The 21,385-nt window shown below is 69.7% G+C and carries 20 protein-coding genes; 15 read left to right on the plus strand and 5 right to left on the minus strand.

The window, feature by feature from the left end:
* Positions 1 to 4 precede the first annotated feature (4 nt).
* The 7 genes from fahA (at position 5) to FBZ88_RS01855 (ending at position 4,599) form a co-directional block, all read left to right on the plus strand.
* Positions 5 to 1,312 carry a fumarylacetoacetase gene (gene fahA / locus FBZ88_RS01825; protein WP_246138450.1) on the plus strand — a complete coding sequence of 436 codons (1,308 nt, stop codon included), beginning with the start codon at positions 5 to 7 and terminating at the stop codon, positions 1,310 to 1,312.
* Positions 1,313 to 1,332: 20 nt separating this feature from the next.
* A complete protein-coding gene (locus FBZ88_RS01830; RefSeq protein WP_145615130.1) occupies positions 1,333 to 2,028 on the plus strand; it encodes an SDR family NAD(P)-dependent oxidoreductase in 696 nt (231 codons plus the stop codon).
* A gap of 11 nt (positions 2,029 to 2,039) precedes the next feature.
* Complete coding sequence (locus FBZ88_RS01835; protein ID WP_145615131.1) at positions 2,040 to 2,324, plus strand: 4a-hydroxytetrahydrobiopterin dehydratase; 285 nt, start codon at positions 2,040 to 2,042, stop codon at positions 2,322 to 2,324.
* Between the two features lie 92 nt (positions 2,325 to 2,416).
* Positions 2,417 to 3,007: an ANTAR domain-containing response regulator gene (locus FBZ88_RS01840; RefSeq protein ID WP_145615132.1), complete on the plus strand. Its 591-nt coding sequence runs from the start codon at positions 2,417 to 2,419 to the stop codon at positions 3,005 to 3,007.
* Positions 3,004 to 4,032 (plus strand): ABC transporter substrate-binding protein, encoded by a 1,029-nt coding sequence (locus FBZ88_RS01845; protein WP_145615133.1) that lies wholly within the window; start codon positions 3,004 to 3,006, stop codon positions 4,030 to 4,032. Before FBZ88_RS01840 ends, FBZ88_RS01845 begins: the two co-directional genes overlap by 4 nt.
* Positions 4,029 to 4,295 (plus strand): hypothetical protein, encoded by a 267-nt coding sequence (locus FBZ88_RS01850; protein WP_145615134.1) that lies wholly within the window; start codon positions 4,029 to 4,031, stop codon positions 4,293 to 4,295. Before FBZ88_RS01845 ends, FBZ88_RS01850 begins: the two co-directional genes overlap by 4 nt.
* 31 nt (positions 4,296 to 4,326) lie before the next feature.
* A complete protein-coding gene (locus FBZ88_RS01855; protein WP_145615135.1) occupies positions 4,327 to 4,599 on the plus strand; it encodes a hypothetical protein in 273 nt (90 codons plus the stop codon).
* Between the two features lie 23 nt (positions 4,600 to 4,622).
* Here the strand turns inward: FBZ88_RS01855 and FBZ88_RS01860 are convergent, their stop codons facing one another.
* Positions 4,623 to 6,320, minus strand: coding sequence for a bifunctional protein-serine/threonine kinase/phosphatase (locus FBZ88_RS01860; protein ID WP_145615136.1), 1,698 nt, complete (start codon positions 6,318 to 6,320; stop codon positions 4,623 to 4,625).
* 430 nt (positions 6,321 to 6,750) lie between these two features.
* On the opposite strand from FBZ88_RS01860, the gene FBZ88_RS01865 reads away from it, so the two are divergent.
* The 7 genes from FBZ88_RS01865 to FBZ88_RS01895 all read left to right on the plus strand — a co-directional run bounded on the left by FBZ88_RS01865 (position 6,751) and on the right by FBZ88_RS01895 (position 15,815).
* The gene (locus tag FBZ88_RS01865) at positions 6,751 to 7,962 is read left to right on the plus strand and encodes a nitrate/nitrite transporter (protein ID WP_145615137.1); all 1,212 of its coding nucleotides are present in this window, start codon (positions 6,751 to 6,753) and stop codon (positions 7,960 to 7,962) included.
* A 59-nt stretch (positions 7,963 to 8,021) separates the two neighbouring features.
* On the plus strand, positions 8,022 to 10,493 hold the full coding sequence (gene nirB / locus FBZ88_RS01870; RefSeq protein ID WP_186464147.1) for a nitrite reductase large subunit NirB: 2,472 nt from the start codon (positions 8,022 to 8,024) through the stop codon (positions 10,491 to 10,493).
* Entirely contained in the window at positions 10,493 to 10,831 is a 339-nt protein-coding gene (nirD, locus tag FBZ88_RS01875) for a nitrite reductase small subunit NirD (RefSeq protein ID WP_145615138.1), read from the plus strand. Before nirB ends, nirD begins: the two co-directional genes overlap by 1 nt.
* 11 nt (positions 10,832 to 10,842) lie before the next feature.
* On the plus strand, positions 10,843 to 13,491 hold the full coding sequence (locus FBZ88_RS01880) for a nitrate reductase (RefSeq protein ID WP_145615139.1): 2,649 nt from the start codon (positions 10,843 to 10,845) through the stop codon (positions 13,489 to 13,491).
* Positions 13,472 to 14,263, plus strand: coding sequence for a uroporphyrinogen-III C-methyltransferase (gene cobA / locus FBZ88_RS01885; RefSeq protein ID WP_145615140.1), 792 nt, complete (start codon positions 13,472 to 13,474; stop codon positions 14,261 to 14,263). Before FBZ88_RS01880 ends, cobA begins: the two co-directional genes overlap by 20 nt.
* A gap of 23 nt (positions 14,264 to 14,286) precedes the next feature.
* Positions 14,287 to 15,264 (plus strand): glycosyl transferase family protein, encoded by a 978-nt coding sequence (locus tag FBZ88_RS01890; RefSeq protein WP_145615141.1) that lies wholly within the window; start codon positions 14,287 to 14,289, stop codon positions 15,262 to 15,264.
* Between the two features lie 83 nt (positions 15,265 to 15,347).
* Positions 15,348 to 15,815: an SgcJ/EcaC family oxidoreductase gene (locus tag FBZ88_RS01895; protein ID WP_145615142.1), complete on the plus strand. Its 468-nt coding sequence runs from the start codon at positions 15,348 to 15,350 to the stop codon at positions 15,813 to 15,815.
* Here the strand turns inward: FBZ88_RS01895 and FBZ88_RS01900 are convergent.
* A complete protein-coding gene (locus FBZ88_RS01900) occupies positions 15,783 to 16,691 on the minus strand; it encodes a sigma-70 family RNA polymerase sigma factor (RefSeq protein WP_186464148.1) in 909 nt (302 codons plus the stop codon). The genes FBZ88_RS01895 and FBZ88_RS01900 overlap by 33 nt on opposite strands.
* A 159-nt stretch (positions 16,692 to 16,850) precedes the next feature.
* Between FBZ88_RS01900 and FBZ88_RS01905 the strand changes: the two genes are divergently transcribed.
* Positions 16,851 to 17,486 (plus strand): glutathione S-transferase family protein, encoded by a 636-nt coding sequence (locus FBZ88_RS01905; RefSeq protein WP_145615144.1) that lies wholly within the window; start codon positions 16,851 to 16,853, stop codon positions 17,484 to 17,486.
* 40 nt (positions 17,487 to 17,526) lie between these two features.
* Here the strand turns inward: FBZ88_RS01905 and FBZ88_RS01910 are convergent, their stop codons facing one another.
* The 3 genes from FBZ88_RS01910 to FBZ88_RS01920 all read right to left on the minus strand — a co-directional run bounded on the left by FBZ88_RS01910 (position 17,527) and on the right by FBZ88_RS01920 (position 21,363).
* A complete protein-coding gene (locus tag FBZ88_RS01910; protein WP_145615145.1) occupies positions 17,527 to 18,168 on the minus strand; it encodes a GntR family transcriptional regulator in 642 nt (213 codons plus the stop codon).
* A gap of 97 nt (positions 18,169 to 18,265) precedes the next feature.
* Positions 18,266 to 19,774, minus strand: coding sequence for a glycoside hydrolase family 27 protein (locus FBZ88_RS01915; RefSeq protein WP_246138451.1), 1,509 nt, complete (start codon positions 19,772 to 19,774; stop codon positions 18,266 to 18,268).
* A complete protein-coding gene (locus FBZ88_RS01920; protein ID WP_145615146.1) occupies positions 19,771 to 21,363 on the minus strand; it encodes an alpha-N-arabinofuranosidase in 1,593 nt (530 codons plus the stop codon). Before FBZ88_RS01920 ends, FBZ88_RS01915 begins: the two co-directional genes overlap by 4 nt.
* Positions 21,364 to 21,385 lie beyond the last annotated feature (22 nt).

A 21,385-nucleotide genomic window follows, 5' to 3' on the forward strand; every position in this document is an offset into this window, starting at 1 on the left:
TCCCTTGATCGATGAAACGCACAACCCGGCCCTGACCAGCTGGGTCAGCAGCGCCAACGGCCACGCCGACTTCCCCATCCAGAACCTGCCCCTGGGCGTGTTCAGCACCCGGAACGAGGCGCCGCGCGGCGGTGTCGCCATCGGCGACTGGGTGCTGGATTTGGCCAAGGCCGGCCGGTCCGGCCTGCTGACGGGCGACGCGCTGGACGCGGCCATCGCCGCCAGCGGGCGCACGCTGAACCCGCTGCTGGCCCTGGGGGCAGGCCCACGCCGGGCCCTGCGCCGCCGGCTGTCGCAGCTGCTGGCCACCGGCAGCGATGACCAGGGCATCGTGGAAGGTTTGCTTTACCACGCGGTGGACTGCACCCTGCACCTGCCCACGGCCATCGGCGGTTACACCGACTTCTACGCCGGCATCCACCATGCCCTGAACGTCGGCCGGCAGTTCCGCCCGGACAACCCGCTGCTGCCCAACTACAAGCATGTGCCCATCGGCTATCACGGCCGCGCCTCTTCCGTGCGCGTGACCGGGGCGGATGTGCGCCGGCCCAATGGGCAGCGCAAGGCGCCCGATGCCGACGCGCCGACCTTCGGCCCAAGTCAGCGCCTGGACCTGGAACTGGAGCTGGGCATCTGGATCGGCCCGGGCAATGAGCTGGGCACGCCCATCGCCATCGGTGCGGCCGACAGCCACATCGCCGGCCTTTGCCTGCTGAACGACTGGTCGGCCCGCGACCTGCAGGCCTGGGAATACCAGCCGCTGGGCCCCTTCCTGGCCAAGAACTTCCTCACCACCGTGTCGCCCTGGATCATCACGGCGGAGGCGCTGGCCCCCTTCCGCACCCGTCAGCCGGCCCGGGCCGCCGATGATCCCAAGCCCCTGCCCTATCTGTGGGATGAGACGGACCAGGAGCGCGGCGCCTATGGCATCGAGCTGTCGGTGCTGATCCGCACGCCCAAGATGCGCGAGGACAAGCAGGCCCCGCACCGCCTGGGTACTGGCCCCGCCACCAACCTCTATTGGACGGCGGCGCAGCTGGTGGCGCACCACACCTGCAACGGCTGCGACCTGAACCCCGGCGACCTGCTGGGCACCGGCACCATCTCCACCCCCGATGACAGCGGCGTGGGCAGCCTGCTGGAGCTGACGCGGGGCGGCAAGGCGCCCATCACCCTGCCCAACGGCGAGACGCGCACCTTCCTGGCCGACGGCGATGAGCTGATCCTGGCCGGCCGCGCCGCGGCCGACGGCTATGTCTCCATCGGCTTCGGCGACTGCCGGGGCCAGGTGACGCCCGCGCTGAACGTCTGAGAAACGAAGAAGGGATTATCATGACCCAGCAGAAGGTCATCATCACCGGCGGCGCCGGGGTCCTGGGCGCCGCCGTGGCCCAGGCCTTCCGGGCGGCCGGCCATCACGTCGCCGTGATCGACCATGCGCCGGCCCCCGCCGCGGTGACGGAGGGCGTGCTGCACCTGGGCGGCGTGGATCTGACGGATGAGGCCGCCGCCCGCACCGCCTTCAGCCAAGCCAAGGTCGCCATGGGCGGAGCCGACGTGCTGGTCAACGTCGCCGGCGGCTTCCGCTGGCAGACGGTGGCGGACGGCGACCCCGCCACGTGGGAGAAGCTGTTCGCCATCAACGCCCGCACCTGCCTGAACATGTGCCGGGCCGCCATCATGCCCGAGACGGATGGCGGCCTGTCGGACGGCGGTGCCATCGTCAACGTGGGTGCCGCGGCGGCGGAGAAGGCCGGTGCCGGCATGGGCGCCTATGCCGCCTCCAAGGCCGCCGTGGCCCGCCTGACGGAAAGCCTGGCGGCGGAACTGGGCGGGCGCATCCGCGTCAACGCCGTGCTGCCACTGGTCATGGACACGCCGCAGAACCGGGCGGACATGCCGAACGTCGATCCCAAGAGCTGGACGGCCACGGCGGCGGTGGCCGATGCCATCGTTTTCCTGGCCAGCCGGGCCGCCCGCGCCATCAACGGCGCCCTGGTTCCCGTCACCGCCCCCACCGCCGACTGAAGAGGCCCATCATGGTCAAGCGCCTGAACGCCACCGATCTTCCCCCCCTGCCCGGCTGGACCGTGACGCCGGAGGGCGACGCCATCACCCGCCGCTGCATCTTCACCGACTTTCGCGCCGCCTTCGGTTTCATGACCCAGGTGGCCCTGCTGGCGGAGAAGGCGGACCACCATCCGGAATGGTTCAACGTATACAACCGCGTGGACATCCGGCTGACCACTCACGACGCCGGCGGGCTGTCGCAGCGCGACGTGGACATGGCCCAGGCCATCGACCGCTTGTTGCCCGTCCTCTAACCTGACGGACACAATCGGCATCACCGCGCTTGCGTGACAGCCCGGTTGGCGATTAAGGGTGTTCCCCCGCCAACCAGCTTCATGGGCCGCCGGTGAAGGTTCTGATCGCCGACACAGTCCATTTGAACGACCCCGGGCGCATCGTGGAGGCCGACCTGGCCGCCGCGGGCGCCACGGAGATCGTGCGCCTGGCCGCTGGCGAGCTGCTGGCGGACGCCGTGCTGCGCACCGCCCCGGACCTGGTGATCGTGGACATGGCCCGCCCCGACCGCGACGGGCTGGAGGACATCCGCGCCATCTCGCGCCACGATCCCCGCCCCATCGTCATGTTCGTCGACCAGGACGACCCGGCCTTCATGGAGGCGGCGATCGAGGCCGGCGTCAGCTCCTACAACGTGGTCGGTGCCTCGCTGCCCGCGATCAAGCCGGTGGTGCAGGCGGCGGTGGCCATGTTCCGCCGCTATCGCCAGGTGGAAGCCAGCCTGCACAAGGCCGAAACATCCTTGCGCGAGCGTGAGGTGGTGGACCAGGCCAAGGCCCTGCTGATGCGCCAGCGCGGCATGGCGGAACCGGAGGCCTATCGCTGGCTGCGCCGCCAGGCCATGGAGCAAAGCCGCAAGTTGGCCGCCGTGGCCGCCGACATCGTCGCCGCCGCTGAAGAGAAGAAGGGAGGCGGCTCATGACCGTTTCGCGCCCCGTCCGCATCGGCCTGCTGCGCCTGACCGACAGCGCCCCGGTCATCCACGCCCAAGCCTCCGGCCTGTTCGCGGCAGAGGGCTTGGACGTCACCCTGTCGGTGGAGCCCAGCTGGGCCAACCTGGCGGACAAGCTGTCCTACGGCCTGCTGGATGGCGCCGTGATGCTGCCGCCCCTGGTGCTGGCCATGGCGCTGGGCCTGCGGCCGGCGGCGGCCCGCCTGATCATCCCCATGAGCCTTAGCCAGCACGGCGACGCCGTGACCCTGTCCAATGAGCTGGCCGGTCCTATCCTGGAAAACGGCCGTCCCACGGCGGCCAAAGCCGGCCGCCGCCTGGCCACCCTGCTGCGAGGGCGCCCTCGCGTGACGCTGGCGGTGGTCCATGCCTGGTCCACCCATGCCCTGCTGTTCAAAAGCTGGCTGCACACCGCCGGCATCGACCCGCAGGCCGATGTCGACTGGGCCATCGTGCCACCGGCCGACAGCGTGGCCGCCATCGAGTCCGGCCGCATCGACGGCTTCTGCGCCGGCGCCCCCTGGGGTGCCGTGGCCGCGGCCGCCGGGGTGGGCCGCACCGTGGCCCTGTCGTCCGACATCATGCCCGGCCATCCGGAGAAATGCCTGGCGGTGCGCGAAGCCTGGGCCGAGGAACAGCCCGACGCCCTTCAGGCCCTGCTGCGCGCCCTGCTCCGCGCCGCCGCGGATTGCGCCGACCCGGCCAACACCTTCACCATCGCCGCCACCCTGGCCCAGCCCGCCTTCCTGAACCTGGCGCCCGAGATCATCGCCGCCTCCCTCCCCGGTGGCGCGCGCGACGGCCTGGGCCAGGACACCGACGTCTGCGTCTTCGGCAGCGCCACCCGCCCCACCCTGGATCAGGCCCGCTGGTTCCTGGACCAGATGGCCCGCTGGCGCGACCTGCCAGTCAGCGGCGCCGATGCGGAAGCATTGGCCGCACGCATCTATCGGCCGGACTTGTATGAGATGGCGGCGGACACCGTCCGGCCATGACTGAAATCATCGCGTACGGAGTGGCTGCGCTTTTCATCCTTCAAGGCATCGTCGGCTTCGCTCGCACCCGGCGCGTTCATCAAAACCTCTTGTCCCGCGCCAAGGCTAGGCACGCAACAGGGCGAGCCTTGGCAAGCCTGGACTTGTTCTTCCTCGACATGCCGCTCTATGTGCCGGCGTATCGGCTCCTGTGCGTGATCGCCTTTTGCGTTGGCTGCGCCTTGCTGTGGGCTTTGTGCACCCATACCCTGGCTATCGGCTGATCATCGGCGTCCAACTTGATTTGGATTCATCATGAGGGACTTGCTGCCCGGCTATCTCATGGCCATCGGACTTATCGTCTATGGGTTCGCTGGCGTCAGGCGTGCCAAGCGGACGAATGAACGGATCGCACTTCTGATGGCTTGGCGCCATGGGCATGGACGTATTTTCACCAAAGCGAGTCCGCCTTTCCTGAGAAACCCGCTGTATGGGCCGTTTCTCCAGCTGGTCTTCGCGCTGATGGCAATTGTTGGGATTGGCCTGCTTGGTCTACTGGCCTGGTTGAGCATCTTCCCTGCCCATTGATTGGGCCGGGATTAGCCAGGCCGTTAATCCCGCACCAGCGACAGGATCAGCAGGATCAGCAGCGCCAGGGCCGTCAGCTTCCAGAAGCGCACCGGGTCGCGGTCGTAGAAGGATCGGCGGCGGGCGGGGCGGGGCGCGGGGTGGGCGGCGCCGGCCTCCAGTTCCAAAGCGAATTCCAGCACGTCGCCGTGGCGGTCGGCCGGGTGGGCAGCCACGGCCTTCATGACCGACAGGTCCAGCCAGGTGGGCAGGTCGGGGCGGCGCTGCTGCAGGGGCACGGGCGCGCCGAAGCGGGGGCGCTGGAAGGGTTCGACCTCGCCATAGGGGTAGGCTCCGGTGAACAGGTGATAGACGGTGACGCCCAAGGCGTAGAGATCGGTGCGCTCATCCCCCGGCGCGCCGGCCAGCAGTTCCGGCGCCATGTAGCTGGGCGTGCCGGGGATTTGCTCGGCCGGGAAATCCTCCATCCCGGGCAGGCGCACCACGCCCAGGTCGATGAGGCGCAGGCCGCCGGCGCCGTCGATGATGACGTTGTCCGGCTTGAGGTCGCGGTGGATGATGCCGGCGCGATGCAGGGCCGCCACCGCCTTGGCCAGCTTCACCGCCAAGGGCACGCCCTCCGCCACGCCCACGCGCGGCGGGGCCGCCAGGCGCTGCGCCAGGGTTTGCCCTGGGTAATAGGGCATGACGGTGTATAGCCGCGTCTGCCGGCCCGGCGGCACCTCCACCACCTCCCCCAGCCAGGGGCTGCGCACCCGGGCTGCCACCCAGCCCTCGCGCACGAAGGCCAGGCGGTAGACGGCGTCGTCCGCCACCGCCGGCTTGGGGAACTTCAGCACCAGCCGCACCTCCTTCCCCACCGGCTCGGTCAGGAACAGGGCGCTGTAGCGGCCATCGGACAGTTGGCGGCCCACGCGATAGCCGTCGACCACATCGCCCGGCTTGGGCACGGGCAGGATCGGCAGTTCCGCCGTCAGGTCGGCCAATTCCCCCTGGTCGGCCGGCGGCAGGGCCACCACGTCGATGACCAGGGCGGTGGCGTTGTCGTGGCTGCCGGCGGACAGGGCCGCCGCCACCATCTCCTGGCTGGCCGCCTCCGGCGTCGGTTCCCCCGAGGTGAGGCGGGCCAGGTCGCGGGATGACAAGACCCCGTGCACGCCATCGGTCAGCAGCACCAGGCGATCGCCCTCGCGCAAGGGTTCGGCCGTGTAGTCGGCGCGCAGCGCGTCCTCCAGCCCGATGGCACGGCGCAGGATGTGGCGTTGGTCCGGGCCGCTGTGCACATGGTCCTCGGTCAGCTGGGTCAGCCGACCGTCGCGCAGGCGGTATAGACGGGTATCGCCCACGTACAGGATATGGGCGCGGCGGTCGCGCAGGATGACGGCGGTCAGGGTGGTGGCCATGCCCCTGCGCTCCGGGTCCGCCCGGCCCTGGGCGTGGATCCAGCGATTGATGGCCTCCGCCGCGTGCGCCGCCGCCCGCCGAATGCCCAGGGTCTGGCGTTCACCCAGATAGAAATCGATGAAGCCGCGCACCGCCAGTTCCGCCGCCACCCGGCCACCGGGCGCCCCCGACACGCCGTCGGCCACGGCGGCCACCGCCCCCTGTCGGGCCCGCTGGGTGGCGGTACCCAGGCACACGCCCACGTAGTCCTCATTGCGCGGGCGGCGGCCGGTTTCGCTGCACCAGCCGACGCGCAGTTCGATCTGCCGTGCTCCCATCCCCGACCCACCTCAGCTATCGCCTATATTTTAATCATTTGCGCCGTCAACTTGGCGATTGCTCAGTAATTAGGCATGCAGGTCGCCCGCCATTTTTCCAAAACCTCAGGTTTTCCGCGATTGCGAAATTGGCACGGCGGTTGCGAAGAACATTACACGAGCAGGGGGCCGAAAGGTTCTTTTCTGCATCGGGGCGGCCCCAACGGCGGGGCGGCCCCGCCTCCGGGATGGTGCGGCGGCGCACGTCCCACGTGGTTCGATCGGCGGGTCAACGGCGGCCTGTCAGCGTCCGGTGCCACCGGGCCCTACCCCACCCCCAGGCCCCTCGCGGCCTGATCCCGATCCACCACCCCTTCTGGTGATAGGCGGCGCCTGACCCATGGCAGCCCCCATCGCCAAAGGCCCACGGCCCTGCCCGGAGGCGCACCCGATGAACAAGAGTTTCCTGAAGGCTGGACATCTGCCGACCCTGTTCGCGGCGTTTCTCTACTTCGACATGAGCTTCATGGCCTGGGTGATCCTGGGCCCGCTGGGCGTGCTGATCGCCAAGGACCTGGGCCTGTCGCCGGCGCAGAAGGGCCTGATGGTGGCGGTTCCCGTCCTGGCCGGCGCCTTCTTCCGCGTCATCAACGGCATCCTGGTGGATCATCTGAAGCCCAAGCGCACCGGCATCCTGGCGCAGGTCGTGGTGATCGCCGGGCTGATCGCCGTCTGGTACTTCGGCGTGCACAGCTTCAACGCCACGCTGCTGACCGGCGCCATCCTGGGCGTGGCCGGCGCCAGCTTCGCCGTGGCCCTGCCGCTGGCCTCGCGGTGGTATCCGCCGGAACACCAGGGCGCGGCCCTGGGCCTGGCGGGTGCCGGCAACTCCGGCACCGTGTTCGCCTCCCTCTTCGCGCCGGCCCTGGCCGTCGCCTACGGCTGGAACAACGTGCTGGGCCTGCTGGCCATCCCGCTGGCCGTGACCCTGTGCGTCTACACCGTGCTGGCCAAGGACAGCCCGGAATGCCCGCCGGCCAAGTCGCTGGCCGAATACCTGGCCGTGCTGAAGATCGGTGACGCCTGGTGGTTCATGTTCTTCTACAGCGTCACCTTCGGCGGATTCGTCGGCCTCGCCTCCTCCCTCACCATCTACTTCAACGACCAGTATGGGCTGAGCCCCATCACCGCCGGCTATTTCACCGCGGCCTGCGTCTTCGCCGGGTCCCTGGTGCGGCCCATCGGCGGTGCCGTGGCCGACCGCATCGGCGGCGTCCGCTCACTAACCGTCATGTACACCATCGCCGCCAGCGCCCTGGTGGTGGTCAGCTTCGCCCTGCCGCAGGCCTGGATGGCCCTGGCCGTCTTCGTCGTCGCCATGCTGGCGCTGGGCATGGGCAACGGCGCCGTCTTCCAGCTGGTGCCGCAGCGCTTCCGCCGCGAGATCGGCGTCATGACCGGCCTGGTCGGCATGATGGGCGGCGTGGGCGGCTTCTACCTGGCCTCCAGCCTCGGCTACTCCAAGCAGCTGACCGGCGGTTACCAGGCGGGCTTCCTGCTGTTCGCCCTGCTGGCCCTGGCGGCCCTGGTCGGCCTGACCGGCGTGAAGCGCCGGTGGCGCACCACCTGGGGCGCCGCCGCCCTGGGCGCGGCTCGCGTCTGATCCGGCCGCGCCCTGCTGACAGCACTCCAGACTTAGCGATTTAAGGGAAGGGTTCCCCCATGGACACGCATATGCCCCCGCGCCAGAAGCTGGTGGTTGTCGGCAACGGTATGGCCGGCATGCGGACGGTGGACGAACTGCTGAAGCGCAACCCGCTGAAGTACGACATCACGGTCTTCGGCGCCGAACCGCACGTGAACTACGACCGCATCATGCTGTCGTCCGTGCTGGCCGGCGAAAAGGACCTGGAGCAGATCGTCATCAACCCCCGCTCCTGGTATGAGGAGAATGGGATCGAGCTGATCACCGGTGACGCGGTGACCGCCATCGACACCCAGGCCCGCACCGTGACCTCCGCCAGCGGCCGGGTGGTGGCCTATGACAAGGTTCTGCTGGCCACCGGGTCCCGACCCATCGCCCCGCCCGTGCCGGGCCTGGACCTGCCCGGGGTCTGCGCCTTCCGCGACATCGCCGACGTCAACACCATGATCGCGGCGTCGCAGACGCATAAGCGCGCCATCGTCATCGGCGGCGGCCTGCTGGGACTGGAGGCCGCCAACGGCCTGCTGCGCCGGGGCATGCAGGTGGCCGTCGTCCACCTGATGGGCACGCTGATGGAACGCCAGCTGGACAAGGCGGCGGCCGAGCTGCTGCAGCGCGAGCTGGACGAGCGCGGCATGAACTTCTTCACCAACGGCCAGACCGAAGAGATCTTCGGTGAGGGCCGGGTGCAGGGCGTGCGCCTGGCCGACGGGCGGGAGATACCGGGCGACCTGGTGGTGCTGGCCATCGGCATCCGTCCCAATATCGACCTGGCCCGCGCCGCCGGCCTGGCCATCAACCGCGGCATCGAGGTGGGCGACGACATGCGCACCTCCGTCCCCGACATCTTCGCCGTGGGCGAGTGCGTGGAGCATCGCGGCAAGACCTATGGCCTGGTGGCCCCGCTGTGGGACATGGCCAAGGTCTGCGCCGACCATCTGGCGCGCGAGGACGCCACCAGCGACTACGTCCCCGCCGCCATGGCCACCCGCCTGAAGGTCACGGGCATCGACGTCTTCTCCGCCGGCGACTTCATCGGTGACGAGACGACGGAGGAGGTGGTCTTCCGTGACGCCGCCCGCAACACCTATAAGCGCCTGGTGCTGCGCGACGACGTGCTGGTGGGCGCCGTGCTGTATGGCGATGCCCAGGACGGCGGCTGGTACTTCCAGCTGTTGCGCGAGGGCAAGCCCCTGGGCGAGTTGCGCGACACCCTGATCTTCGGCCAGGCCTTCGCCAGCCTGGCGGCCGGCGCGCCCGCCGCCGACCCCACCGCCGCCGTGGCGGCCCTGCCCGATGAGGCCGAGATCTGCGGCTGCAACGGCGTGTGCAAAGGCAAGATCATGGGCGCCATCGCGGAGCATGGCCTGACCACGCTGGAGGGGGTGCGGGCCCGCACCAAGGCGTCCGCCTCCTGCGGCAGCTGCACGCCCCAGGTGGAACAGCTGCTGGCCCTGTCGCTGGGCGACAGCTACGCCAAGCCCACAGGCGAGAAGCCGCTGTGCAAATGCACGACCCACAGCCACGACCAGGTGCGCCGCGCCATCGTGGATCAGGGGCTGCGCACCATGCCGGCGGTCATGTCCACCCTGGGCTGGTCCACGCCCGACGGCTGCCATGTCTGCCGCCCCGCGCTGAACTTCTACCTGCTGGTGGCCTGGCCCGGTGAGTACCAGGACGACCAGCAATCCCGCTTCGTGAACGAGCGCAACCACGCCAACATCCAGAAGGACGGCACCTATTCCGTGGTGCCGCGCATGTGGGGCGGCCTGACCACGGCGGATGAGCTGCGCGCCATCGCCGACGTGGTGGACAAGTACGCCATCCCCACCGTGAAGGTGACGGGCGGCCAACGCATCGACCTGCTGGGCGTGACGCGCGAGCAGCTGCCCCATGTGTGGAAGGATCTGAACGACGCCGGCATGGTCTCCGGCCACGCCTACGGCAAGGCGCTGCGCACGGTGAAGACCTGTGTGGGGTCGGAATGGTGCCGCTTCGGCACGCAGGACAGCACCGGCATGGGCGTGAAGCTGGAGCGCATGACCTGGGGCTCCTGGCACGCGCACAAGGTGAAGCTGGCCGTGTCCGGCTGTCCGCGCAACTGCGCCGAGGCCACCATCAAGGACTTCGGCGTCGTGGCGGTGGACAGCGGCTGGGAACTGCATGTCGGCGGCAACGGCGGCATCCACGTCCGCGTCACGGACCTGTTGTGCAAGGTGAGCACGGAGGAGGAGGTGCTGGAATACTGCGGCGCCTATCTGCAGCTCTACCGCGAGGAGTCCCGCTATCTGGAGCGCACGGCGCCCTGGATCGAGCGGGTGGGCCTGGCCCATGTGAAGCAGCGCATCGTGGACGATGAGGCGGGCCGCAAGGCGCTCTACGCCAAGTTCCTGTACGCCCAGAAATTCAGCCAGGACGACCCCTGGGCCGAGCGCGCGCCCGGCAAGGCGGCGGCCGCCCCCTTCCGCACCCTGGCGACGGTGGAGTGATGACCATGGACAGCGTTGGTACCGAAAGCCGCTGGGTCGAGGTGGGTGCGGTGGACGACATCCCCCGCCAGGGTGCCCGCGTGGTCGCCACCCCCCGGGGCGACGTCGCCGTCTTCCGCACCCTGGACGACACCGTCTTCGCCGTGGACGACCGCTGCCCGCATAAGGGCGGCCCGCTGTCGCAAGGCACGGTGCACGGCCATGCCGTCACCTGCCCCCTGCACAACTGGGTGATCGACCTCGAGACGGGCGAGGCCTGCGCCCCCGACGAGGGCTGCGTCATCCGCATCCCCGTGCGGGTGCAGGACGGCCGCATCCTGCTGGCCATGGTGGCGTGATGCCGGAGGGGATGGCACGGGACGCTGAAGCCGGTGCCCTCGCCGGCACCGTCCGCTCCACCTGCCCCTATTGCGGCGTGGGCTGCGGCGTCGTCGCCCAGGCCGATGGCCAGGTGGTGGGCGACACCGACCACCCCGCCAACCGGGGCCGCCTCTGCTCCAAGGGGTCCGCACTGGCGGAAACGCTGAAGGATGGCGAACGCCTGACCCGCCCCCTGATCGACGGACGGGCGGCGGACTGGACCCAAGCCCTGGACCTGGTGGCGCAGCGGTTCAAGGCCACGATCGCGGAGCATGGCCCCGACAGTGTCGCCTTCTACGTCAGCGGCCAATGCCTGACGGAGGATTATTACGTCGCCAACAAGCTGATGAAGGGTTTCATCGGCAGCGGCAACATCGACACCAATTCCCGGCTGTGCATGGCCTCCTCCGTCGCCGGCCACAATCGCGCCTTCGGCGCCGACGTGGTGCCCGGAACGTACGAGGATCTGGAACTGGCGGACCTGGTGGTGCTGGTGGGCAGCAATTCCGCCTGGTGCCACCCGGTGCTGCACCAGCGCCTGCTGGCGGCCAAGGCTAAGCGGCCGCTGCGCATCGTCGCCATCGACCCCCGCCGCACGGCCACCTGTGAGGATGCCGACCTGCATCTGGCCGTGCGCCCCGGCGCCGACGTCGCCCTGTTCAACGGCCTGCTGGCCCATCTGGCTGACCAGGATGCGCTGGACCACACCTGGATGGCGGCGCATGCGGAGGGGTTCGAAGCCGCCCTCGCCGCCGCCCGCCAGACGGCCAGCCAGACCGCCGCCCTCACCGGCTTGGACCCGGCGGACCTGGCCCGCTTCTACCAGTGGTTCGCGTCAACCCCGCGCGTCGTCACCGTCTATTCCCAGGGGGTGAACCAGTCTTCCGTGGGCACCGACAAGGTCAACGCCATCATCAATTGCCATCTGGCCACGGGGCGCATCGGCAAGCCCGGCTGCGGCCCCTTCTCCATCACCGGGCAGCCCAACGCCATGGGCGGGCGCGAGGTGGGCGGCCTGGCCAACCAGTTGGCCGCCCACATGCGCTTCGACCAGCCCGAGGCCATCGACCGCGTCCGCCGCTTCTGGCGGGCGCCCAACCTGGCGACCAGGCCGGGGCTGAAGGCCGTGGAGATGTTCGACGCCGTGCTGGACGGCCGCATCAAGGCCCTGTGGATCATCGCCACCAACCCCGCCGACAGCCTGCCCCGGGCCGATAGGGTGCGCGAGGCGTTGGCACGCTGCCCCTTCGTCGTCGTGTCCGACTGCTGGCCCAACGACACCACGGCCCTGGCCGACGTGGTGCTGCCGGCGGCGGGTTGGGGGGAGCGGGACGGCACCGTCACCAACTCCGAACGGGTCATCAGCCGCCAGCGCCCCTTCCGCCCCGCCCCGGGCGAGGCGCGGGCCGACTGGCGGGTGCTGGCCGCCGTGGGCCAGCGCATGGGCTGGAAGGACGCCTTTTCCTGGACCAGCCCGGCGGCGGTGTTCCGGGAGCATGCCGCCCTGTCCGGCTTCGAGAACGCCGGCAGCCGGCCCTTCGACATCAGCGGCCTGGCCATGCTGACCGATGGGCAGTACGACGCCCTGGCGCCAGTGCGCTGGCCCGTGCGCTGGGCGGGGGATGAGGGCGGGCGGCTGTTCGGCCAGGGCGGCTTCGCCACGCCCAGCGGCCGGGGCCGCCTGGTGCCCACCCCCTGGCGCCCGCCCGCCGGCCGCATCCGCGACCAGTGGCACACCATGACCCGCACCGGCCGCGTGCCCCGCCTGCTGGCCCATACCGGGGAGCCGCGCGCCGCCCTGTCTCCCGCCGACGCCGCGCGCCTGGGCGTCAAGGACGGCGACCTGGTGCGCATCGAAAGCGTCCACGCCAGCACGGTGGTGCGCGCCACCATCGATGCCGGGCAGCGGGTGGGGGAGCTGTTCCTGCCCATGCATTGGACGGATGAGTTCTGCTCCGCCGGGCCCGCCGGCCGCCTGGTCAACGCGGCGCTGGACCCTGTTTCCGGCCAGCCGGAACTGAAGCTGACGCCGGTGCGGGCGGAGGCGGTGCCCGTTGCCTGGCGCGGCCTGCTGCTGCACCGCGCCGCCGTGCGCCCCCAGGGTGTGGCCTATTGGTCACGCGTGCCGCTCAGCACCGGCCACGCCTTTGAGCTCGTGGGGTCGGACCCCCTGCCAGCGGGGGCGGCCCTGACCCGCTTCGTCGAAGGCCTGCTGCACCCGCCGGCGGGCGCCGAATGGCTGCAACTGACCGACGCCGGGCGCGGCCTGCTGCGCGTCGCCATCCTGGTGGATGGCCGGCTGGAGGCCTGCCTGTTCCTGGCCGCCGGTGATGGCGCCCAACTGCCGCCCCGCGACGTGCTGGCGGCCCTGCTGGGCGACAAGGTGACAGACGCGGCGCGGCCCAGCCTGCTGTCCGGCCGCGCCCTAGGCGGCGTGGGGGCCACGGGCGTGAAGTCAGCCGGCCGCACCGTCTGCGCCTGCTTCTCCGTCGGCCTGGTCACCATCCGGGAGGCCATCGTCGCCCACCGCCTGACCTCGGCGGAGGAGATCGGCGCCTGCCTGAAAGCGGGCACCAATTGTGGGTCCTGTATTTCCGAACTGAAGGAGATCCTGCGCGATGTCCATGCCTCAGCCTAACGTCACCGGCCGCGCCAGTCTGGTAGGCGCCGGCCCCGGCGATCCCGAGCTGCTGACGGTGAAGGCCCTGCGCCGTATCGAGAGCGCCGACGTGCTGCTGTACGACAAGCTGGTCGACCCGCGCATCCTGGACCTGGCCCCCGCCCATGCCCCGCGCATCGACGTGGGCAAGCGCTGCGGCCGGCATACCCTGAGCCAAGCCGCCATCAACCGCCTGATCGTCGCCCATGCCCAGGCGGGCGCCCATGTCGTGCGCCTGAAGGGCGGCGACCCCATGGTCTTCGGCCGCGCAGGCGAGGAGCTGGAGGCCCTGGCCGCCGCCGGCGTGGTGGCGGAGGTGGTACCCGGCATCACCGTGGCCTGCGCCGCGGCGGCATCCATGGCCATGCCGCTGACCCAGCGCGGCTACAGCCGCAGCCTCCACCTGATCACCGGTCATGGAGCAGACGAGGTGTTGCCCACCCACGACTGGAACGCCCTGGCCGCCTGCGACGGCACCATCGCCATCTATATGGGCAGCCGCACGCTGGGCCAGGTCACCCAGCGCCTGCTGGCCGCCGGCCTGGACCCCAGCACCCCAGCCATCGCCATCGAGAACGCGACCCTGGCAACCGAGCGCCGCCTGCCCGGCACGGTGGCCGACATCGCCGCTTTGGTGACTGCCGCCGCGGTGAGCGGCCCGACCCTCGTGCTGGTGGGACGGGTGGTGGCATTGCGGCGGCAAGACGCGGTAGAGTCCGCAATGACCGAGGTACGGTCCCGCGCCGCCTGATCCTGCCAGAGCCTGCCCGCCCCATGACCGATGAACATGTCTTCGCCCAATATGTCCGCACCCTGGGGCGCGGCCCCGGCCGCTCGCGCTCCCTGACACGGGAAGAGGCGCGCACGGCCCTGGGCATGGTGCTGAAGGGGGAGGCCGATCCCCACCAGGTGGGCGCCTTCCTCATGCTGCTGCGCTATCGCGGGGAGGACCGGGATGAGGTGGCGGGCTTGGTGGAGGCCGCACGCGACGCCGCTGGCATCAGCGACGGCACCTGCACCGGCGCCGCCGACCTGGACTGGCCATCCTACGGCGCCGGCCGCACCCGCGATGAGCCCTGGTTCCTGCTGTCCGCCCTGGCGCTGGCCCAGGCCGGGCACCGCGTCATCATGCACGGGTCCAACGCCTTCACCCAGGGCCGCGACGTACCCGACGCCCTGGGGGAGCTGGGCCTGCGCCCGGCCACCAGCCGCGAGGATGCCAAGGCCCTGGTGGCCGAAACCGGCTTCGCCTACCTGCCCCTGTCGGTGCTCAGTTCAACGCTGGACCATCTGCTGAACCTGCGCCACCTGCTGGGCCTGCGCAGCCCCATCAACACCGTCTGCCGCCTGCTGGACCCGTTCGACACCCGTGCCGCCGTCGACGGCGTCTTCCACCCGCCCTACATCGACCTGCACTTAGGCGTCGCCCAGCGCCTGAACCGCCCCCGGCTGGTGGTGGTCAAGGGCGGCGGCGGCGAGGTGGAACGCAATCCCGCCAAGCCCACCACCGCCTATCTGCAAGTCGGCACCGAGCGCCGAGAACTCCCCCTCCCCGCGCTGACCGCCGGCAAGGCGGAGGTGCCGGGCCTGCTGCCCGTGTGGCGCGGCGAACCGGGGCGGGACGCGGAAACGGCGACGGTCATCGCCACCATCGCCCTGGGGGTGCTGGCCCTAGGGTTGGCGGATGAGCCGGCCGAGGCCGACCGGGTGGCGGCGGAGATTTGGGCGGGGCGCCAGGCCATCGCTGGCTGATCCTCAAAAAAAACCCAATCGCCCCTGTATCTTTCTCCCCTCGTCGTTCGTCTTCCAGGCTCAAAGCCCACAGGAGAAGCGATATGGAAGAAGAGGTGAAAGCGGTTCTGGAGGCCTACCGCCAGGCGGTGTGGAACCGGGACGCGGCGGCGCTGCTGGCTCTTTATGCTGAGGATGTAGTGGTGTTCGACACCTGGGACACCTGGTCCTATCCTGACCGGGCGGCCTGGCGGCAGTCGGTGGAGGCCTGGCTGGGCGGGCTCAATGACGAGCGCGTGCAGGTCACGGCAGAGGCGGTGCGGGTGGTGGGCGGCGGTGAGGCCGCGGGCCTCAGCGCCTTCCTGACCTATACCGCCCTGACGCCGGAGGGGGCCAAGCTGCGGTCCATGCAGAACCGCTTGAGCTGGCAGTTGGTGAAGCGCGAGGGGCCCCAGGGAAAGACGGCGTGGCTCATCGCGCAGGAGCACACCTCCGTCCCCATCGCGCCCGAAAGCCTGACGGGGCACCTCAGCCGGGAGTCAGATCTGGATGGCCCCACCCTCCGGGAGTGAAGCCACCTCCAGGGGACGGGCGTCCGCCATGCCGCGCGCCACCGGGCAGTGGAAGAAATCCCGGATGCGGGTGATGCGCCCGTCCCGCCAGCTGATGAAGATGAAGTTGGCGATGGCACCGTCGCGGTAGGACAGCAGGCCGGGCTGGCCGTCGATGGTGCCCGGCACCAGGTGCCAGCCCAGCAGGCGGCTGTAGTTGCCAAAGTACGGTTCCACGCCCGCGCGGCCGTGGCGGGTGAATTCGCCCATCAGGTCCAGGCGCACGTCGTCGGCCAGCAGGGCGCGCACGGCGTCGAAATCGCGGGCGTTGAACAGGGCGACATAGCGGGCCAGATGCGCCCGCTCCTCCGCCGACAGCACCAGGGGCGCCGGCTCCTCCAGCGTGGCGGCCAGGGCGCGCAGCTTGGTCCGGCCCCGGTGCAGAGCGGCCTTCACCGCCGGCACGCTCATGTCCAGCATGGCCGCGATCTCCGCCAGGGTGTAGCCCAGCACGTCCAGGAGGATGAGGCAGGCGCGCTGGGCGGCCGACAGCTTCATGAAGGGGCGCAAGCCAAATTCCGTCAGTTCGCGCTGGCTGAGCGCGTCCGTCGTCTCCACCGCGAGATGCTCATGATCCTCCAGCGGCTCCGTCCGGCCGCCGCGCTTCAGCGCGTCCAGGGCGGCGTTGCGGGCGATGCGGAACATCCAGGCCTCAGGGCTGTCCAGCCGCTCGATCCCCGGCCAGGCCTGCAGCGCCTTCAGCAGCGTGTCCTGCACAACGTCCTCCCCCTCCACCACCGAGCCCACCATGCGGGCGCAAAAGGTGTAGAGCCGGGGGCGCAGGTCGCGCACCAGGCGGTCGAAATCCGTCTGGGGCCGGGGATGGATCTGAAGCATGGGAAAGACGCCTTCCGCTGGGGTGCATCCCCCAAGGACGATCCAGGTCGGCGGAAGGTTACAGGGGGCGCGAAAAATATTTGCGGGCACGAGTCCGAATCTTTTGCGGCGCCGCCGGCGTCTTAGCGGTGTTCCCCAAACCCAAGGAGCATACGCAACATGGAACTCTACACCCTTCCCGGCTCCCCCAGCGTCCGCAAGGTCATGGCCGTCGTCCACCATCTGGGCCTGGCGGTCGATGTCCACACCCTGGACTTCATGAAGCAGGAAACGCGGCAGCCCGCCTTCCTGGCCCTCAACCCGAACGGCATGGTGCCGGTACTGGTGGACGGCGGCCTGACGCTGTGGGAGAGCTGCGCCATCAACCAGTACCTGGTGGCCAAGGCCGGCGGCTCATCCCTGTTTCCGGACGATCCCGCCGTGCGCGCCGACATCACCCGCTGGCAGTTCTGGGAGCAGGCGCATTTCAACAAGGCCTGGGGCACCCTGATCTTCGAAAGCATCATCAAGCCGCGCAACGGCCTGGGCGAGCCGGCGGCCGAGGTCATGGCCTTTTTCCAGAAGGATCTGGCGCGCTTCGCCCCCGTGCTGGAACGCCACCTGGCCGGCCGGACCTATCTGGTCGGCGACGGCGTCACCCTGGCCGATTACGGCCTGGTCTGCCTGGAGGGCTATCGCGGCGTGACGCCCTTTGACTGGGCGCCCTTCCCCAACATCAACCGCTATCTGGATCACATGCGGGAACAACCCGCCTGGGTGAAGGCGGCACCGAAGGCGACGGCCGTGGCGGCGTGAGGCGTCAAGCGCGGCGGGGTCACACCCGCCGCGTCGTCGGTCAGCCCGCCAGTTCGCGCTGAAGATCGTCCAGCGTGCCCTGGATGTGCCGGGCGGTCAGTGTCTCCACCACCGGGGCGTCGCCTGCCATCCATGCATCGAACAGGGCGCGGTGCTCGTCCCGCGCGCGGTCATCACGGCCCTGGGGTTCCAGGTGCACCCGGACATAGCGTTCCGACAGGATGTGCAGGCGTTCCATCAGCTGGCTGGTGATGCCGCCCGCCGGGCGGATCAGCGCCATGTGGAAGGCGCGGTTGTGGGTGACGTGGCCGGTGCCGGCGGTCCCCTGCTCCCGCTCCAGCGCCAGCAGCTCGGCCCGGGCGTGCTCCCGGTCGGCCGGGGTGGCGCGCCGGGCGCCATCCGCCGTCGCCCCGGGTTCCAGCTTCAGGCGCAGGGCGAACACCTCCGTCGCCTCTTCCGCCGTCAGGGTGTTCACCACATAGCCCCGGTTGGGGAAGGAGGTGACCAGGCCGTCTTGCTCCAGCCGGCCCAAGGCCTCGCGCAGGGGGATCTTGCTGATGCCCAGCTGGTTGGCGACCGCCGCCTGCTGCACCGCCGTGCCCGGCGCCATGGTGCCCAGCAGGATATGGTCCCGCACGATTTCATAGGCCTGATCGGGCAGGCTGCGAACGATGATGCTCATGCGGCGGATTCAGTCGGGAGAGGGTCGCGGCGAACTGCCGTGGCCCCATCATAGCATTTTCCGAATGAAAGTCCGCTGGCGCTGTTAGCGCTAACACCTACCGGGTGGCGCGCAGCAGCACCACGCCGTGCGCCGGCACGGTATGGACCGCACCCGATACAACGCTGCGGTGGGCCCACAGGTCGCGCACGCTGGGATGATCCCCCAGGCCTAGGGCGGGCCAATCGGCGATCATGGCCACCGGCTTGTCCGTGCGGTTGAACAGGCCCACGGCGACCGAGCCGTCGGCCAGGGGCCGGGTCCAGATTTCCGTCCCGTTCTGCTTGCGCCAAGGGAGGCCCTGGCGGCCCAGCGGATCCTGGTCGATAGCGATGACCTCGGCATTGCCCAGCAGGGCCAGCGTTTCCTGGGTCATGGACCGGGCGTCATTGCCCATCAGCAAGGGGGCCGCCATCATGGCCCACAGGCTGATGTGGGTGCGATACTCCTCGGTCGTCATGCCGCCGTTGCCGACCTCCAGCATGTCCGGGTCGTTCCAGCCGCCGGGGCCAGTGTGACGGGGCACGCCGTTCTTGTCGAAGCCGATGGCCGCCATGCTAGCGTAGCTGTCCTCGATATCCCCGGTGGTGCGCCACAAGTTGCCGCCCACATCGCGGCCCCAGGCGCCCACGTCGAAGCGGCCGTATTCGCACAGGCTGTAGACGATGGGGCGGCCGGTCGCGTTCAGCGCCGCCCCCATCTGCTGATACACCGCCTGGACCGTATCGGCGGTGTGGTAGAAGCCCTCGCCCGAGCACAGGTCGTACTTCAGGTAGTCGATGCCCCATTCCGCCCAGGTGCGGGCGTCCTGCTCCACATGGCCGTAGCTGCCGGCATAGCCGGCGCAGCTCTTAGGCCCGGGGGAGCTGTAGATGCCCAGCTTCAGCCCCCGCGCGTGGACATAGTCGGCCAGGGCCTTCATGTCCGGGAACTTGGCGTTGGGATGCAGCACGCCGTCGGGCCCCCGTTCCCCCTGCCAGCCGTCATCGATGTTGACATAGACATAGCCGGCGTCGCGCAGGCCGCTGCGCACCAGGGCGTCGGCGATCTCCCGCACCGTCTTGTCGTCGATGGCCTCGGCGAACTTGTTCCAGCTGCTCCACCCCATGGGCGGGGTGCGGGCCTGGCCGTTGGCAGGCACATGGGCGGGGGCGGGCAGCGGATACGTGGGAAAGTCCAGGGCCGCCATCTCCGCCGCCGTGGCGCGATGGGCGGTGGCGCCCTGCTTCTCGTACCAGACCTGGCCGGTCAGCCGTATGCCCGCCCCATCCGGCGCCAGGGTCAGGTCCAGGGGCTTCAGCTTGGGATTGCCGTTGTCGATATGAAAGACCAACCTTTCCCCTGCCGGGCCCTCCCCCGTCGCCTTCAGGTCCAGCATGGGCAGGTCGCCATACCACTCGGACGTGATGGTGCCGTGCAGACCACCCGCGTCCTGACGGATGGCCATCCTGGTGAAACGGGGGAAGGACGGGGCGGCCTGGAAGACCCAGTCGCCCGTCAGATCAGCGCCCCACGCCTGGCCGGTGAGAAGAACACCGGCCAGGACGCCAAGGACACACTTGGTCATTTCAGTTCCAAAACGACCACAGACTTGGCCGGCAGGGTCACACTGACGGTGTCGCCCGACAGCTTGGCGTCACCGAAGTCCGCCGGCACCACCGTTTGCGGATGGTCGAAGGTGTTGTCGCTGTTCATGGCCGGGCCCGTCAGGATGCGGCCCGTCACCTTGCCCGCCTTCAGCCCGGCCAGGCGCACCTGCACGGGGGCCGCCTTGTTGGGGTCGACGTTGGTCAGGGCCAGGCGGGTGATGCCGTCCGTGCCACGGCCGGCCGAGGCGCTGACGGCGGGGACGGTGCGGCCGCCCTGGCTGTAATCCGGCCCCGTCACCGCCACGGGCAGGCTGGTGGCGCCCTGGAAGCCCTTGTACATGTCGAAGACATGGTAGGTGGGTGTCAGCACCATGCGCGGCCCGTCCGTCAGGATCATGGCCTGCAGCACGTTCACCATCTGGGCGATGTTGGCCATGCGCACGCGGCCGGCATGGGCATGGAAGATGTTCAGGCTGATCGCCGCCACCACCGCGTCGCGCACGGTGTTCTGCTGCTGCAGGAAGCCGGGGTTGCTGCCCGGCGTCGGGTCGTGCCAGGTGCCCCATTCATCCACCACCAGGGCGACCCGCTTCTCCGGGTCGTACTTGTCCATGATGGCGCTGTGGTGGCTGATGTAGGTGCCGATCTGGTAGGCGCCGAAGATGCTGGCGAACCATTCGGTCTCATTGAAGTCGGTGGCGGAGCCCTTCACCTTCCAGGTGCCCTTGGGCACGCTGTTCAGTGAGGCCACGTCGTAATAGTGCATGGACAGCGCGTCGATTTCCTTGGCCGCCCGCGCCATGATGGTCTCGGTCCAGGCGGTGTCGTCATCGCTGGGACCCACGGCGATGAACTTCGTCGGCTGGCCGGCGCCCGGCTTCAGGAAGGTGCGGGTCTGGCGCAGCAGGTCGGCATAGTAATCCGCCGTCATGTTGCCGCCGCAACCCCAGACCTCGTTGCCCACGGCGAACCAGTTCAGCGTCCAGGGCTTGTCCCGGCCGTTGGCCCGCCGCTCCTGCACCAGGCTGCCGTGGTTGTCCGCCGTCATGTAGGCGACCCAGTCGGCCATCTCGCGCACGCTGCCGCTGCCCAGGTTGCCGTTGACGTAGGTTCCGGCGCCGATCAGTTCCGAGAAGTCCATGAACTCATGGGTACCGAAGGCGTTGTTCTCCTCCACCCCGCCCCAGTTGGTGTTCACGATGACGGGGCGGCGCTCCTTGGGGCCGATGCCATCGCGCCAATGGTATTCATCGGCGAAGCAGCCGCCGGGCCAGCGCACCACCGGCACATGCAGGGCCTTCAGCGCCTCCACCACGTCCTTGCGGTAACCGTGGATGTTGGGGATGGGGCTGTCGGGTCCCACCCAGATGCCGCCGTAGATCTGCGTGCCCAGATGCTCCGCGAACTGGCCATAGATCTCCTTGGCGATGACCGGGCCGGGATGGTCGGCCTGAACGGTCACCGTGGCCGAGGGGGCGGCGGCGAAGGCCGTCATACCGCCCAGGGCGGTGCCCGCCAACAGGACGGCGGCGGCGAGGCGCCCGGCGGGGCGAAGAGCACGGATCATTCCTGGAGGCACTCCCTGTGGT

Source organism: Nitrospirillum bahiense, assembly GCF_007828025.1.
Classification (GTDB): Bacteria; Pseudomonadota; Alphaproteobacteria; order Azospirillales; family Azospirillaceae; genus Nitrospirillum; species Nitrospirillum amazonense.